Source organism: Chitinophaga japonensis (assembly GCF_007830125.1).
In the GTDB taxonomy this organism is placed as follows: domain Bacteria; phylum Bacteroidota; class Bacteroidia; order Chitinophagales; family Chitinophagaceae; genus Chitinophaga; species Chitinophaga japonensis.
This window is the reverse complement of sequence record NZ_VLLG01000003.1, coordinates 1,213,199-1,228,344: the sequence shown is the minus strand read 5'-3', so window position 1 is coordinate 1,228,344 and position 15,146 is coordinate 1,213,199. Positions and strand designations below refer to the sequence as shown.

Sequence of the window (15,146 nt, the reverse complement as noted above, 5' to 3'; positions counted from 1 at the left end):
CTATTCATCCAGCTCGCCAAACTTACCGGCGGCAAAGTCCGCTTCCGCCTGCGCTATTTCCTCCAGCGTATTCATCACAAAATTACCCTTTGCCGCCACCGGCTCATCAATGGGCGTGGCACACAGGTAAAGCAGCCTGCACTGCTCCCGGGCAGTAACGGTGATCTCTGTTCCTGCTTTGCTGAATATCACCAGGTGTTGTTTATTAACGGTTTGCCGGTCGTTGATGATCACGGCGCCGTCCACCACGTACAGCAGGGTCCAGTCCCCCACTGTTGCGGGAAAGCGCACGGTCTTGTTGATGTCCATGCTCCCGAATATGGCAGTGACGGGCGTGAACGAGCGGTTTACCGGGCCGGTCAACTGCTGGTAGGTGCCGCTGGCCAGGTGCAGGCGGATACCGGCGTCCTTACTGATGGCAGGCATTTGCGCGTGGCTGGCATGCTGGTAAAAGGGGGCTTCCATTTTATGGCGGGCCGGTACATTTACCCATAACTGTACAAGTTCGTAGTCGCCGCCTTTTTCCAGGAACGCTTTGGAGGGTCCTTCACTATGCAGCAAGCCGCTGCCGGCAAACATCCACTGCACCCCGCCCGCTTCCAGGATGCCGCTGTTGCCCAGCGAGTCTTTATGATAGCCTTCTCCCTGGAACATAAAGGTAACCGGCGCAAAGCCCCGGTGCGGGTGCGGGTGCAACCTTTCCGGCGGGGAGCCTGCCGGGTAGCTGCGCGCCGGCAGGTGGTGGAGCACAACAAAAGGGCTGGCAAAACGGAAATCCTTATGGGGCAGGGATTGCAAAATGGTGTCGTCGCCTATGTGCTTTTCCCTTCCTTCCAGTATGTGCTCGATCTGCTTGTACATATTGGTATGCGTTGGTGTAGTTATGCTTCTCCCTGCTGCCATACATCCCCGTATGCTTCAGGATGCTTTTTGAACTGTGCATGTACATAAAGGCAAAGCGGCTTTACCTTCAGCCGGTGCTGCCGGGCATAATCCACCATGGCGTCCAGCAGCATTTTAGCGAGGCCCCTGCCTTCTCCTTCGGGGAACACTTCGGTATGATAAGCCGTCAGCGTATCACCGGCAATGCCGATCACCATTTCGCCGAGGCGCTGTTCCCCTTCCATGATATAAAAAGCGCCGTGCGCTTTCTCATTCATCCGCAGTTTAACTTCCATGGTATGCTTTGTATAAATGATCTAATATTCGCTGAAGTGTTCCTTCATCACGGCCTCTTCCTGCTTTATACGGGTGATCAGCGGCACCAGGTAAATGATCAAGCCTGCCACCAGGGTGATCCAGGCATGCAGGAACAAGGCGATCCCGATCAGCTCCGGTATAATATTCAGAAAGTAGTTCGGATGCTTAATATACTTAAATAATGGCGATTTATTGATAACATGGAGCTGCGGCGGGGCAATGATCAGCTTTACAGTCCATACATGACGGATGGCGTATATCACGTAATACAGCACAGCAATGGAAAAGGCATATATGCCCAGGCCCAGGTAACTGATGCCGTCATAAAAGAAAGCACCGCGGCGGTTGCCTTCTATCACGCAGGCGATGTAATAGGCAAAATGCGCCAGCACCAGGAAAGCGGAGTTGCACCGGCCGTATTCAACGGCGCCAAGCTGCTTAAGTCTGCGTTCATTGGCGGCGGAAATAAAAATGGATAAGAGGCGGGCAATTACCAGGATATAGAAAACAGCTAGTACAACGGGCTCCATTACTTACAAAAAAATTTGCGTAAAGGTAGCCAAAAAAGGAACGCCGTTACTGCAGCCGCCAGTTGGGATCATAGTAAATGAAAAAGGAAAGCCAGACGATCCGGGACAGGCGCATGAGCAGGGGCTGTATGATCAGCAGCAGCACGGCATTGATGCCTATCCACCAGAACAGCCGGTTGTCTTCCAGTGAAAACCCGATGAGCACCCACCAGGCAACAAAAGTGGCTACGCTAAAGGCAACGGACAATGCATAGCTGACATAGCCGGTGCCGAAAAAGAAACCTGTTTCCGGCTCCGATGGCTGCCCGCATACATCGCAATACTCCTTCATTTCCATAAAGCTGCCGAGGTGGGCATAGGGATGGGCATGTTTATACAGCCTGCCGGTACGGCAACGGGGGCATTTGTTCTGTAATACGCTTACGATAAGGTTCGGTTTCGCATCCTGTTGATGAGCACACATGGTATAGTTATTTTAATGGTGTATCTGTTTTCTGAAGGCCTCCGGCGTCATGCCGGTGTTCTTCCGGAAGAACCGGTTGAAGTAGGAGTTGTCCTGGAAATTCAGGGCATAGGCAATTTCCGTAATGGTGAGCGCCTCATTGACCAGCAGCCGTTTTGCTTCCAGCAGCACCCGGTCACGGATCATTTCACCGGCCGTTCTGCCCACCAGGTCCTGGCAGAGGGCGTTCAGGTGGTTGGGCGTTATGTACAGCAGCTCCGCGTATTCCCTGGGCAGCCGGATGGTGTTGTAATGCTTGTTGATCAATTGCTGGAAATTGGCCAGCAACAGTTGCTTCTGCCGGGGCACCTGCTGTTTTTCCGCGTTTCCGCAACAGCGTTCCACCTGCATGAAGAACTGCAGCAGGTACATGCGGATCATATCCAGCCCGCCTTCCCGGGGTTGCTCCAGCTCCGCCAGCATATTTTCAAACAGGGCCACGGCATCCTTCCGCATGGCGGCCGGTATTTGCAATACCGCTTCCTTACTGATGCCCCGGAAGAAACCGAAACGGTCCAGGTAATGCTGGTCGGCCAGGAAAGACTGAAAGAAGGCGGGTGAGAAATGCACCAGGTATCCCTCCATATCCCCGTTAAAATGCCAGCTATGCACCTGGCCGGGCGCCATAAAGTACACCTGGTAGGGCTGCACCGTGAACCGGTCGAAGTCAATGGTATGCTCACCGGCTCCTTTGGTGAACAGCACCAGGTGATAAAAGGAATGCCCGTGCTGCGTGTGCAGGTGCCGGTGCTCCCGCACATAAGGAGCAAAACGGGACAGGAGGAGGTCCTGTTGCGTATGCCCGGGAATGATGCCGTAGATGTCATACACCGGGATCTTTGACTTTGCCATCGGGCCTTGTTTTTACGGTACAAAATTACGAAAGGCCCGGGCAGCGGCGTGGCATCAAACGGGGTTTTTGTGGTACTATTTACTGAAATGGGGAGCTTTTTAAGCTCCCCATTCTGCGATGTGCGTAAAATACGTGTTATTGAAACCGGCCCTTACCGTTTCCAGCGGTCAAACTGCCAGTTAACGCCCAGCATCAGGCCGGCATTGTCGCTCAGCTCCCCCCAGTCCACCGCGATACCGGCTTTGAGGGTCAGCGGCAGGGAAGGCAGTTGGTAGCTCAGCTCCTGCAGGGTGTAGAATTGGTACATGGAAGGCGAAAAGGGATCGCTGGCGGCATCCGAATTGCCGTAGTTCTGTGTGAAGGTGAGCAGCGTTCTGGCTGCAAACATGCGCTTAATGGTGTACAGGAAGCCCAGGTGGCCACCTATCACACGGTTGTTAATAATGTTCCAGCCTTTGCCCCGCAGTGAGTCCCTGGGGGCATTCCAGTCAAAGGGGGTAACGGCTTCCGGGAAGTACTGGCTGCCCCTGATCCTGCTCACAAACAGCGGGGTACCGATAATCCGATCCTGGTATTCCCAGCCGGTGAGATAGATACCATTGTTATAGTAGCTTTCCTGGTAATTATGGGTATAAAAGTCGTTCATCTGCCTGGTGTGAATAAATTCGGCCACCACCTTGTGCAGCCAGGCGCTTTCCTGCTTGTTGGTATACGCCACACCCAGCAGGCGGTCTATATTGCGGATATCAATACCCTGCCCTGTTTCAAAAGGCATCTGCATGTACAGGTGCAGGCCGGTGCGGTCGGTTTCCCAGTCAATAGTGCCTTCCACTACGCCGCGGTGATCGCCGGAGCGGTTGGGCAGGTAGTCGCCGCCAACGGTGCCGTCATTCGCTTCCTTTGCCAGGAACACGTCCCAGAAATTCTTCTTGATCTCCGGCAGGTTTTTTTGCTCGCCTCCCCACACGGCATAATGCTGCAGGCCGGCGCCCACTTTCAGGCGTTTTTTGCCCACCCGCAGGTACATGGTTTTCTGGTGCAGCCAGGCCTCCTTTATAAAACGGTCGTTGCCCATCCATCCATGGCTCAACTGTCCTTTGAACTGCAGCCAGCCATTGGTAAAAGGCACATTCACATAGTCCGTGAACGCAATGCCTACCTGCGGTATGGGAAGCGCATTGCCGCTCACGCCCAGGGAGCCGCTGGAAAGGTCCTTGTCCACCTCCCCTATCATTTCTTCATAGCGCCCGGCGCGCAGCTCCAGGTGGCCGTAGCCGGCTTTAAAATAGGCCTGCTGCAGGAACACTTCCCCGAAATGATCATTATTATACAGGTCGGCTCCGTAGCGGATATAGAACTGTTTATCCCCGCCAAAACGGTGGGCATTGCTGAAACCCACCCGGGTGGAAAGGTCCGTTTTACGATCGGTCAATGTGCCAAAACGCTGGCTGGTGATCCATAAAGGCTGGTAATCTTCAGATGCCAGGGTGCCGGTGGTACTTACTTTGATCAGTAAGGAATCCAGCACCTGCGCACGCAGGTCCGTAACAGCCAGGTATAACAAGATGGTCAGAAAGATGAGTAGCCGCTTCATGGCATTCGGTTTTTCAATATTCAAAATGGATATGGTGCTTATTGCCTGCAATACAGGACAAAACAGATTAAACCGGGAGCAAGTTAGCCGGGATCAGGGGAATAAAAATTACTTGAATCAGTATAAATCTGATGTGCATTGGCACAGCAATCAGGGGATATGGACATATCCCCCATAGTTTTAACCTTATCTCATTGCCTTATCCCGCAAGGATAAAACAACAAAAGTTTAAAGGCGCGCAACACGGGCCGCACGCCCGGGTATTGTATTTGTCTGCCCCGGAAAGTACTATAACATGTAAGAAGGCTTGTAAGGGATTTTAACAAGGATCTCCACATTTTTCCCGGCCTCCAGGTTAATGTCAAAACTACCTTCATGCAGGTCTGCTATATATGATATCAGGTAGTAAATACGCTGGTTCAGCAACTCGGTATCAAAATGCAGCTTCCCGTTCCCGTTTCCATTGCCATTCCCGAAGGACTTTAGGGCATGCGCCGGGAAAAAGTAGCTGGCCCCATTGGCCGCAAAACAACCCCTGATCTCAAAACAGTCCTCTTCAAAAATAAAGCTCAGCTTCGGCAACTGGTTCGTCGGCGAGTTCTTCATCATCCAGAAGAATATGTTCAGCACCAACTGCCGGACCAGGAACTCATCAATATAAGCGTCCGCATGTTCCCTGTTCATCTGCAGGTCCACTGTATTGCCGAACAAGGTATCATAAGGCTCATCATGGATAAAATTCCTGATAAAAAAGCCTACACTGGTCAGGCTCTTCTTCGGCTCAAACGTCTTGTCCAAAATCTGCTGGAGTATCCGTATGTTCTGCAACTGGAACTCCAGCTCTATGACCTGTGACTTAATGGCGCCCGCCTGCCGTGTTATTTTACCGCTGGCGGACGTTTTTTCGCCATGATGACCGTTACCGTTAATGCCACCGTACAGCTCAATCAACTCTACGCTTGATAAAATACTGGAAAGGATCGATTTTAATTCATGGAAAATGTCTTCCGTCAGCCCCCTGCTTTCCAGTAAATCAAAACTTTGCATGGATGAAGCTTTCATTGTGAAACCCTGATTTCGTGTGTACCCAATTTTAAAATGTCTTAATGTCTCGTGTAAGGTATATGGATCCCGATTCCTTGCTATATGATAAATAAATTCCCTATCTTATCTTAGATGCAAGTTGTACATCTTTTTAAAAAAACTCACTACTGAAACCAGTACAATATAGTCTTTTTTGCAGTTATCCGCCACATTTTACTACTAATTACTACGACATTTACCGCTGCAGGCGTGCTAAAAGGCATTTTTATCGCCGCGGACCGTGTTCATCACCGTCAGGAACATGATCCTCATATCCAGGTACACCGACCAGTTCTCCATGTACCAGATATCATGCTCGATACGCTTCTTTAACTGGCTTTCTTCCGTGATCTCGCCACGGAAACCATTCACCTGCGCCCAGCCGGTAATGCCCGGCTTCAGGAAGTGGCGCACCATGTACTGCTGGATAATGCGGGAATATTCCTCGGTATGCCGGAGCATGTGCGGGCGCGGTCCTACAATGGACATATCGCCCAGGAGCACGTTCAGGAACTGCGGCATTTCATCCAGGTTGGTCTTGCGCAGGATACGGCCAATGCGGGTAAAGCGGCTGTCGTTACGGGAGGCCTGCTTTTCATTGGCGTCGTTATTCACGCGCATGCTGCGCAGCTTCAGGCAGCGGAAGGTCTTATTGTTCCGGCCCGTGCGGTGCTGTATGAAAAAGATCGGTCCTTTGGACTCCAGCCGTATGAGGATGGCCAGTAGCGGTATCAGCCAGCTCAATATGAAAATGGTCACCAGCGAGCTGACCACGATATCGAAAATGCGCTTGCGGATGCGGTTGGCAATATCATCCAGCGGCTCGGAGCGCAGGGAAATAATGGGAATATTATTGAAATAGTCCACGTATATCTGCCGGTTCACGAACATCCTGAAATCCGGCACAAAACGGAAGCGGATGAAATGCTGCTCCGCCTCATGGGCCAGGGTATACAGGTAGGGGAACTGCTCCGGCGACAGCGTGGAATAGATCTCCCGGATATTATTGGACTTGGCATAGGGCACGCATTCCTCCAGATTGCCGATCACCGGGTAGTAAGACAGCTCGTGCACCTTGCTGTACTCTTCAAAAAAGCCTTCAAAGCGGAGGTTGCTCTTTACGTCCAGGAAACTGTCCACCAGCTTTTTCGACAGCTCGTTATAACCCAGTATCACCACCTTTTTCTGGATGGCCTTACTGTGAATGATGTAATTGGTGATGAGGTAGAAAATAAAACGGTTGATGAGCACCACCACCACAAATATCATACAGTACGTGATCACGAAGCTGCGGGAGTACAGCAGCTTGTTCAGGAACAGGTAAGTGAGCAGCAGGAGCAGGTACAGGATAATGCCCTGCACCGTCTTGCGCGCCACCCTTTCGTAGGAAAGCTGCTGGCTCACAAAATAGATACCGGTGGTATACAGGGCGATCATCCAGGCAATGTTGGCGCCCAGCAGGAAGGTATCCACATCTATATGAATAGGCAGGCCGTTCTGCCGCATCCAGCCCCTTACCAGGTAAAACAACGCGTTCAGTCCTATAAAGTCCAGCACCACGATCTGGATGCTGCAAATTTTAAGATATCGGTCTAGCATAAAAAATTTGATTAGTAGTTAGTTGCCGCTCAGTACCACGGAGGTTTCAAAGCGGGACATGATCTTGCTGATGGACAGGTAGGTTTCCGCATACGTGCGCGCATTGCGCTGCAGGTGGTCCGTATCGCCGTCCACGGCTTGTGCAATACCTTCATTCAGCGCCTGCTGGTCTTCCGCGTTCACCAGTATGCCCATATCGTAGCGCTCCACCAGCTCATGCAGGCTGGTGCCCGGGTTGGCCGTGATCAGCGCCAGCCCGCCTACCGCCAGTATGGTGGTGAGCTTGGAAGGCATCACCAGGTCGCTGGCATTGGCCTTCTGGATCACCAGGTGCACATCGGCCATATTCAGGAAACGGTTGAATTTTTCGAACGGCTGCAACGGGAAAAAGATCACCTGCTGCAATCCCATGGCTGCCGCCATGGCTTCCAGCTTCGCCTTGTATGGACCGGAGCCGCAGATCAGGAATTTCAGTTCCCGGCGGTGCGCCATGGCTTTGGCGGCATGCAGGATGGCTTCCAGCCCCTGCTTCTCGCCTATCGCCCCGGAATACAGGATCACCTTATCCGCAGGCGCAAAACCGAATTCCTGTTTCAGGGCTTCCCGGTTATCCAGCGGGTGGAACAGCGTTACATCCGCCCAGTTCGGGAAGAAGAAAATATCCCTTCCTGTTTTTTGATGAATCTTGCGTATCATACCATCAGAGATACTGCTGACAATGTCAGCGCGTTTCAGAATAAATCTTTCCAGGCCAAACAGCATATTGATCACCCTGCCGGACCTGATCATCTGCAGGTCGCGGGCGGCTTCTATCTGCATGTCCTGTATATGGTACAGGACCTTCGCCTTCCGGAATGTTTTATACAATACAGCCAGCATGCCCAGGTGAAAGGGAGGCGCCACGATGATCACCACGTCAAACTTCCTGGACGGCAACAACTGGATGAGCTTGAAAAATGCGGATGCCGCGAAGGAAAAATCCAGCAATATCCTTTTGGCGCCGGAAGGTGTGGCCGGCACATACTGCGGACAGCGGTACACTTTCAGCTTTCCGCCGTTGATGGCGCCATCCACCTGCAGCACCTCCTTCTTATACCAGGATTTGCCTTTCACATAAGGCTCCTGCACCTTCCATTGCGGATAGTAGGGATAGGAAGTGATCACCGTACAATCGTACCCGTTACCAGCCAGCCACTTCATCATCTCCCCGCTGTACTTGCCGATACCGGTAGGCTCCGGTGCAAAATTTCCACCAATAAGTAATACTCTTTTCTGCATGCCAGACTATTCGTTAATAATTCTTTCTCTTACTGCTACTGCGGGGTTCCCGGTGTAAATGCCCCAGGGCTCCATCTCTTTTGTAGCTACGGACCCTACGGTGAGAATCGCGTGCGATCCGCACACCACGCCTGGACATACCACCGTTTGCGCGCCTATCCAGGCGCCATCCGCTATACGTATCTTTCCCAGGCGGTAGGGAAAATCGCTGCGCTTGTAATCATGATTGCCCGTGAGCAGCAACGCGCCCTGCGATACACATACATGATCGCCCAGCTCCACATCCTCCAGGTTGTCTATCCATACGGATTCACCTATCCAGCAATGGTCCCCTATCTTCAGCCGCCAGGGATTCTTGATCCGCACTTTTGTCTTGATCACCAGCCCGGCGCCTACCTGCGCCCCGAACAGGCGCAGCAGCCTGCTTTTGAACCCGTAAGGCCAGGGAAAGGCGCTGTTCATGATGTAATAGTTCACCAGGTACCATACCAGCGTTTTCAGCTTCGGGGCCCCGGAGTGGTAATCACCTGTATTAAATTTTGACAGATCCGTGTGCATTTATGATTGCGTGTTAAATCTTCTTACAAGTAGCCGGTACAGGTACAACCCGATGACGGCGCCGGCCGTGTTCAGCATCACATCGTCCACATCCGCTACGCCCAGGTGCAGCACATACTGCGTGATCTCCAGCGCCACGCTGGTCAGGAAAGCCAGCAGAATGATCGTACGGGCGCCGGTGATCCTGCACACCGTGATCATGACCAGGGGAAAGGGCATGAACAATACCATGTTACCCAAAAAGTTCCCCAGGAAAAGCGTCCAGTGAGCCAGCACGTTGTTGCCCTTGGGGTGCAGCACCTCGTTGATCATCCCTTTGAACGGGATGAAACGGGTGCGGTAATCCTCCCCTACTTTATGCCGTATCCGTACCGGCGCCCACAGCACGATGTAGGTCAGTATCAACACATATCCTGTTACCGCAACAAACTTTAATCCCCGCATCAAACCGATATATTATAATCCCGTTTCAATATCTCCACCAGTTTTTCCCTGCTTTTGTCCCCGTTCAGCTTGCGCTCGAACTCCTCCACGTTAATATCCACCAGCAGGCGGTACCAGTAGCCCTGCATAAAATGAAAGAGGAAGCCCCTGTACCCGTCCAGGAAACCGAAGCGCAGCACAAAGCGGAAGAAGAAATACAGGGAGGCCCTAACGCCGGGCGACAGGGCGGAGTAGATCTTCTCCTTCAGGAAGCGTTTGCGTTTGGCCTGCGGATCATCACTGTCCAGCAGGCGGCCATCCTGCTCCAGGAAGCTGTACTTGATGTTCAGCAGGTCCACCATTTCCCGGATGGCGTAATTGTTATGCTTGTTCACCCACCAGTGAATGGAGTTCAGGTTATGGTCCACGATGTGCTCTTTGAACAGCATGGTCTTTCCTTCCGACAGCACAATATGCTCATCCATCCAGCGCTGCTCAATGCTGCCCAGGCCATTCCGCCAGATGCGCAGCAGCGTGTGGGGGTAAAACCCGCCATGCCTGATCCACTTGTCCTTGAACAACACCTTGCGCCGGATGTAAATGCCGCTTACTTCCGGCGGCACGCTATCCATCCGCTCGTTGACCTCCTTTACCAGCGCCGGCTCCAGGTATTCATCCGCATCCATGCGCATCACCCAGGGCGCCTGGATGGGGCAATTGTCCAGCGCCCACTGGAACTGCACGGCGTAATTGATCCATTTTCGCTGGAACACCCTTGCGCCATACCGCTCTGCAATCGCCACCGTATCGTCCGTAGAAAAGGCGTCGATAATATAGATCTCGTCCGATACCTGGCGCAGGTTCTCCAGGCAGCGGCCGATGTGTTTTGACTCGTTATAGGTCAGGATAATAATGGCAATGCTCACTTTACTTACTGTTTTGGTACAATCCAACGTAATCCATAGCCAGCCTGGTTTCGTTGAAATCCTGGTTTATCACTTCCCTGGCTTCTCTTGCTATTCTCCTTCTTTCTTCCCTGTTCTCGTAGGTAGCGGTCAGCTTGCCTGCCACTTCGTCAATGTTATCAATACCAGTGATCCAGCCCAGCTTGTTGTCGTCCACATACCTGGACAGGCCTACGTTGTTGCTGATCAATACCGGTGTGCCTACGTATAATGACTCGATCACCACGATGGCGAAATTCTCGTTGAGCGAGGTCAGCACAAACAAGTCCGACTCTGCGAAGAAGGAAAACTTCTCTTCCGGTCCTTTCCAGCCGGCCCATTCCACTTTATCTTCCATGTCCAGCGCTTTTACCAGTTGCTTCAGCTTGTTTACATAAGCTTCATCGCCGGAGCCGGCAATGCGCAGGCGGTAATCAAAGCGTACCCGGGCCAGCGCCTGTACCAGTATCTCCAGCCCTTTCTTGGGATCAATGCGGGACAGGAAGCTGATGGTAAACACCTCGTTCTCTTTCCGTGCATAATCTTTCACCGGCAGGTCCACCAGGTTAAAGACCATACCGCCTTCCGTTTTCCATTTCGCGTTCAGCCGTATGCTCTCCTGCCATTCCATGTGGGAGGACACATGCAGGTAGGTGTTGGTCAGCAGGTGCTTCCCGATCATGTTGTGTATGAGCTGCTTCTTTTTACTGTTATTGGCGGTGAGCACATAGTCGCAGAACATGCCGTGCGGCGACAGTACCGGCTTGATGCCGCGCAGCCGGCATACGCCTGCGGCCCCCAGCACCAGCAGGTTCCACCAGGAATGAATGTGCACCACGTCAAATTGCTTGGCCGTTCTCCATACCGCCCGCCAGAGCGCGGGCGATACGTGGGTATGGTCCTTGGTGATCCGTTTAAAATATTTCACTGCCACACCGTCCACCATCATGGTTTGGCCAGGCCTTACGTCCAGCTCCGTTTTACCGTTAGCGGTAGTGGTGTACACCGTCACCTCATGACCCAACTGCACCAGGCGCTCGGCCAGCCGTGCAATCACCACGATCGGTCCGCCGTATATGTAGGCTGGTTTGTAAGAGGGTACGATAAATAATATCCTCATCCGTTTATGCTTTTAAGCGCTTGAAATGCATTTTCTATCATCGTATTCATGGTCAGCTCCCGGCTTACATATTCCCGGGCATTGGCGCCCATGGCTGCTATCTTTTTGTCTGATACGGCCGGCAGTTCCTGCAGGCAGTCCTCCACACTATCAAACACCATCCCGTTGTACCCGTGCTGGATGTAGCTGTACTCCACGCACTGCAGCAGCGCTGACGAACGGCGCAGGGTGAAAACGGGCTTGCCGTAGGCCATGGCTTCCACGATAGACAGGCCTACCCATCCCGGCTGGAAATAGATGTCGGCTATGCTGAACAGCTCGTCCTTTACCTGGCGGTCGTATAGCGCGCCGAAGTCGTACACATGGGAATAAGGCGAGAAATCCGGCTTCAGCTTGCCGTCCCCGATAATGATCACGCCAAACTGTGCGGGGTCCAGCCGGGCAATCAACTGCTCCAGCAGATCGGCCCGGCGGCCCGGCTCGTTAAAGCGGGCGCAGTAGATCAGCACCCTGGGTTGCGTGATCCCGTATTTAGCCTTTAGTTGCGCCTTGTCGCCCGCCGCCAGTTGCAGGATGCTCTCCACCCCGGAAATGGTGTTGTTCAGCGCATAGCCTTTAATGGCCGGGGAAAACCGCTGCCACAGCTCCTGTTCCTTCCTGGTGTAGAACCAGATGCCGTCCGACATGCCCACCATCCACTTCAGCAGGATATGCGGCTGCTGCTCCTCCCGTACGTAACGCTTTACGGAAATGCCATGCCCCCAGAGGATGATCTTCCTGCGGAGCAGGGGCTTCATCAGCAGGATGAGCCAGGTGGAGATATGCCCGAAATTCAGCATCAGCACCAGCACCTTGTAGTCCTTTTTCAGGAACCGGAACGGGTTGTATACTACAAACGGCCCTACGCTGAAGGCGCGCACCGGTTTCACCGGCGTTTGCCCCTGTGCAAAATGCTGCTTGCCCAGTTTGTCCGCTTCGTAACAGTACAGGTCAAATGCCGCTTTTTGCTGCAGTTGATTGAAGAACTGTTCCCGGTAATGCGGTATGAATGGTTGCAGGATCGCTATCATTTTTTATCAATCATCAGTTGCCCATAAAATATTTCCGTAAAAAGCTGTTCCCGGACAGTATCTCAGAGGCCAGGAAGCTTAGTGCGTACACTCCTACAATTAAGCCCACCGTTTGTGCAAACCCGCTAACAGGGTGCCCTACGATGTTCATGCCTGTTTTGATCCCTTCCAGGAAAATGCCGTGCACCAGGTAAATGCCCATGGAGTTAGCGGAAAGGCGCTTTATAAAGCTGTTCTCCATTCTTACCTGGAAGAGCAGCCAGGCAAAGAGCACGGTGATGAACAGCAAAGACACCACCAGGTGCGGTATAAAATATTGCGCCACGAATAATACCAGCACCAGGAGCGGTGTCAGTATCCTTGCGGCCTTATCATACCGCTCCTTCAGCATATCGTAGTTGATGTAGTACAACATGCCGATGCTGGCGGACACCAGGGAAGGCACAAAATATAACCGTACATGCCGGGTAAACCAGTCTGCCTGCGTGATCCTTTCATTGTTGGAGAAAATGATCACCAGCGCAATGATGATAACGGTCGCCAGCGTAAGGTTGGCCTTCCGTACATGCTGCTTTGCCACCTTTAGAAAGGGAAAGAACAGCAGGAACAGGTAGAACAGGTTAGGCAGGTACCACAACTGGTAGGAGCTGCCCCTGAACAGGAATGTTTCCATCCACGACACTTCAAAAGGCGTATGGAGGTACGCAGCCTTGGCATAACGGATGCCCAGGTAGACCAGCGTCCAGAGAAAGAACGGAACCATCAGTCTTTTAAACCTGACCGCTGCCATTTCTCCAAAGCTTTGCAAGCGCCCACTTAGTACCTGCCCGGCAAACAGGAAAAAGGAAATGGCGATGAACACCGGCACCGCATATTCATTCAGCCCGTTGAGCCTTTTGGTCCAGAAGCTGGTTTCGCAGCCATGTATCCATACCACGCTGAAAGCGGCGACCGGCCTTACCAGGTCAAATCCGCTTACATACAATCTCTCCTTTGTTATCTGCAATACTGCCATGGTTTATTTTAAAACGATGCTACTTACGTCATACCCGTAGATAAACCGCTTGCCTTCATGAATAGAATCAAACGCCACCATGGTACCGTCTTTCTTCCAGCGCGGATGCAGGTCGCAATGCAGCCCGCTGCGCGTAAAGGCCATCTGCTCCGGCGAAAAGGCCTTCAGCACGGTCTTTTCCACACCGTCCAGCACGGTCATGGACTGCTGTATATCCGGTTTGGTATCGATCATCTTGTAACGTCCCAGGTCCACCTTGCGCTGGGTGCTGTACTGGAACAGGAACAGGGTGCGGATGCCATCCGCGTCCGGGTAGGTATCGCAGATCATCCAGTCGCGGTTGGCGGGGCAGAACATGGGGTGCCCATCCTCGTTGATGATCCCTTTGGCCAGGTAACCCGGCTGCGCATTGTTCTCATCTTTGAACAGCAGCCAGTTGAAGGCCGAGGGTGCTTTAGCGCCTCCGGTTTTCTGTGGTTTATACAACAGCTTTTTTACCAGCTTTTTCCCCTGCGCGATCATGCCGGAGGGCATCAGCTTATAGAGCAATGATCCTCTCAGCTTTTCCACGCCGCTGCCGGTCCTGCCCCAGATGGCGATATGCGCATCGTCCTTCCAGTCAAAATGGCTCAGGAAGCCGGTGGACAGGCATCTCAGGTCTTTGCCGTCCGTACCGATGGTCATCAGCCGGGTGGTCTCTCCCCCGTCCTTCAGCTTGTAGCGGTGCAGGAAAGCCAGCCTGTTCTGCGAAGGATTCAGCAGGAGATGCGTGATATAGTGATGGTTGCCCAGGTTCGGGTTCATCTGGTAATTGGCCACGGCTTTGATGGACACCAGCAGCGACGCTTCCCCGGTATGGATATGATGCTTGACGATACCGGTGTTTTCCGGTGTATGGGAGCCGGCGGAAGTATCCGGCAGCCCGGTATACCCGTAGCCGCCCACACGGTGCAGGCGCGCATAATCCTGGCCAAAGGCCCAGCCATCATCCGTGATCACATGGGTGGGATAGTTCAGCATGGCCACGCACTCACCGGTAACGGCATTGTATACTTTTGAGCGCCAGGCGTTGTTGATCCGGTCGTTCACAACAAAGAGATCGGAATCGCCGATCCATTGCTGCCGGGCCCCCTGCGGGTAATTGTAGGCGTAGGTCTCCCCCAGCTTTACAAAGCTGCTGTCGCCGTTAACATACCCGATATCGCAGGGCACGTCCGGGCTGGGAGGCGTTAAGATGTTATCTATCCGCAGGGCCAGCAGCTTGTCGCCAGCGTGGTTCCAGGCCACCAGGTCATGAAAGCCGAAAAAGAAATTCCCTGTTCCTTTTGTTAATAACAGTTCCTTTTGTTGCTGCATATCTGAATCGATCATGTTAAA

16 protein-coding genes are annotated in these 15,146 nt (G+C 52.7%); all 16 read right to left on the bottom strand.

The window, feature by feature from the left end:
• The gene (locus LX66_RS14035; protein WP_145714534.1) at window positions 1–861 is read right to left on the bottom strand and encodes a pirin family protein; all 861 of its coding nucleotides are present in this window, start codon (window positions 859–861) and stop codon (window positions 1–3) included.
• 20 nt (window positions 862–881) lie between these two features.
• The gene (locus LX66_RS14030; RefSeq protein WP_145714532.1) at window positions 882–1,178 is read right to left on the bottom strand and encodes a GNAT family N-acetyltransferase; all 297 of its coding nucleotides are present in this window, start codon (window positions 1,176–1,178) and stop codon (window positions 882–884) included.
• 21 nt (window positions 1,179–1,199) lie between these two features.
• A complete protein-coding gene (locus LX66_RS14025; RefSeq protein ID WP_145714530.1) occupies window positions 1,200–1,730 on the bottom strand; it encodes an isoprenylcysteine carboxyl methyltransferase family protein in 531 nt (176 codons plus the stop codon).
• A gap of 46 nt (window positions 1,731–1,776) precedes the next feature.
• Window positions 1,777–2,193, bottom strand: coding sequence for a DUF983 domain-containing protein (locus tag LX66_RS14020; protein ID WP_145714528.1), 417 nt, complete (start codon window positions 2,191–2,193; stop codon window positions 1,777–1,779).
• A gap of 12 nt (window positions 2,194–2,205) precedes the next feature.
• Complete coding sequence (locus LX66_RS14015) at window positions 2,206–3,084, bottom strand: AraC family transcriptional regulator (protein ID WP_145714526.1); 879 nt, start codon at window positions 3,082–3,084, stop codon at window positions 2,206–2,208.
• A 152-nt stretch (window positions 3,085–3,236) separates the two neighbouring features.
• Complete coding sequence (locus LX66_RS14010; RefSeq protein WP_145714524.1) at window positions 3,237–4,679, bottom strand: capsule assembly Wzi family protein; 1,443 nt, start codon at window positions 4,677–4,679, stop codon at window positions 3,237–3,239.
• Window positions 4,680–4,967: 288 nt separating this feature from the next.
• Window positions 4,968–5,726 (bottom strand): hypothetical protein, encoded by a 759-nt coding sequence (locus LX66_RS14005; RefSeq protein ID WP_145714523.1) that lies wholly within the window; start codon window positions 5,724–5,726, stop codon window positions 4,968–4,970.
• 249 nt (window positions 5,727–5,975) lie between these two features.
• Complete coding sequence (locus LX66_RS14000; RefSeq protein WP_145714521.1) at window positions 5,976–7,361, bottom strand: undecaprenyl-phosphate glucose phosphotransferase; 1,386 nt, start codon at window positions 7,359–7,361, stop codon at window positions 5,976–5,978.
• Between the two features lie 18 nt (window positions 7,362–7,379).
• Entirely contained in the window at window positions 7,380–8,639 is a 1,260-nt protein-coding gene (locus LX66_RS13995; RefSeq protein ID WP_145714519.1) for a WcaI family glycosyltransferase, read from the bottom strand.
• Between the two features lie 6 nt (window positions 8,640–8,645).
• On the bottom strand, window positions 8,646–9,197 hold the full coding sequence (locus LX66_RS13990) for a WcaF family extracellular polysaccharide biosynthesis acetyltransferase (RefSeq protein WP_145714518.1): 552 nt from the start codon (window positions 9,195–9,197) through the stop codon (window positions 8,646–8,648).
• Entirely contained in the window at window positions 9,198–9,641 is a 444-nt protein-coding gene (locus tag LX66_RS13985; RefSeq protein WP_145714516.1) for a VanZ family protein, read from the bottom strand.
• Window positions 9,641–10,546 carry a glycosyltransferase family 2 protein gene (locus tag LX66_RS13980; protein ID WP_145714514.1) on the bottom strand — a complete coding sequence of 302 codons (906 nt, stop codon included), beginning with the start codon at window positions 10,544–10,546 and terminating at the stop codon, window positions 9,641–9,643. The genes LX66_RS13985 and LX66_RS13980 overlap by 1 nt, the downstream gene beginning before the upstream one ends.
• A gap of 1 nt (window position 10,547) precedes the next feature.
• A complete protein-coding gene (locus tag LX66_RS13975) occupies window positions 10,548–11,684 on the bottom strand; it encodes an XrtY-associated glycosyltransferase XYAG1 (protein WP_145714512.1) in 1,137 nt (378 codons plus the stop codon).
• Window positions 11,681–12,754 (bottom strand): glycosyltransferase, encoded by a 1,074-nt coding sequence (locus tag LX66_RS13970; RefSeq protein WP_145714510.1) that lies wholly within the window; start codon window positions 12,752–12,754, stop codon window positions 11,681–11,683. Before LX66_RS13970 ends, LX66_RS13975 begins: the two co-directional genes overlap by 4 nt.
• A 13-nt stretch (window positions 12,755–12,767) precedes the next feature.
• The gene (locus LX66_RS13965) at window positions 12,768–13,769 is read right to left on the bottom strand and encodes an acyltransferase family protein (protein WP_145714507.1); all 1,002 of its coding nucleotides are present in this window, start codon (window positions 13,767–13,769) and stop codon (window positions 12,768–12,770) included.
• A 3-nt stretch (window positions 13,770–13,772) separates the two neighbouring features.
• Complete coding sequence (locus tag LX66_RS13960) at window positions 13,773–15,140, bottom strand: hypothetical protein (protein WP_145714505.1); 1,368 nt, start codon at window positions 15,138–15,140, stop codon at window positions 13,773–13,775.
• Window positions 15,141–15,146 lie beyond the last annotated feature (6 nt).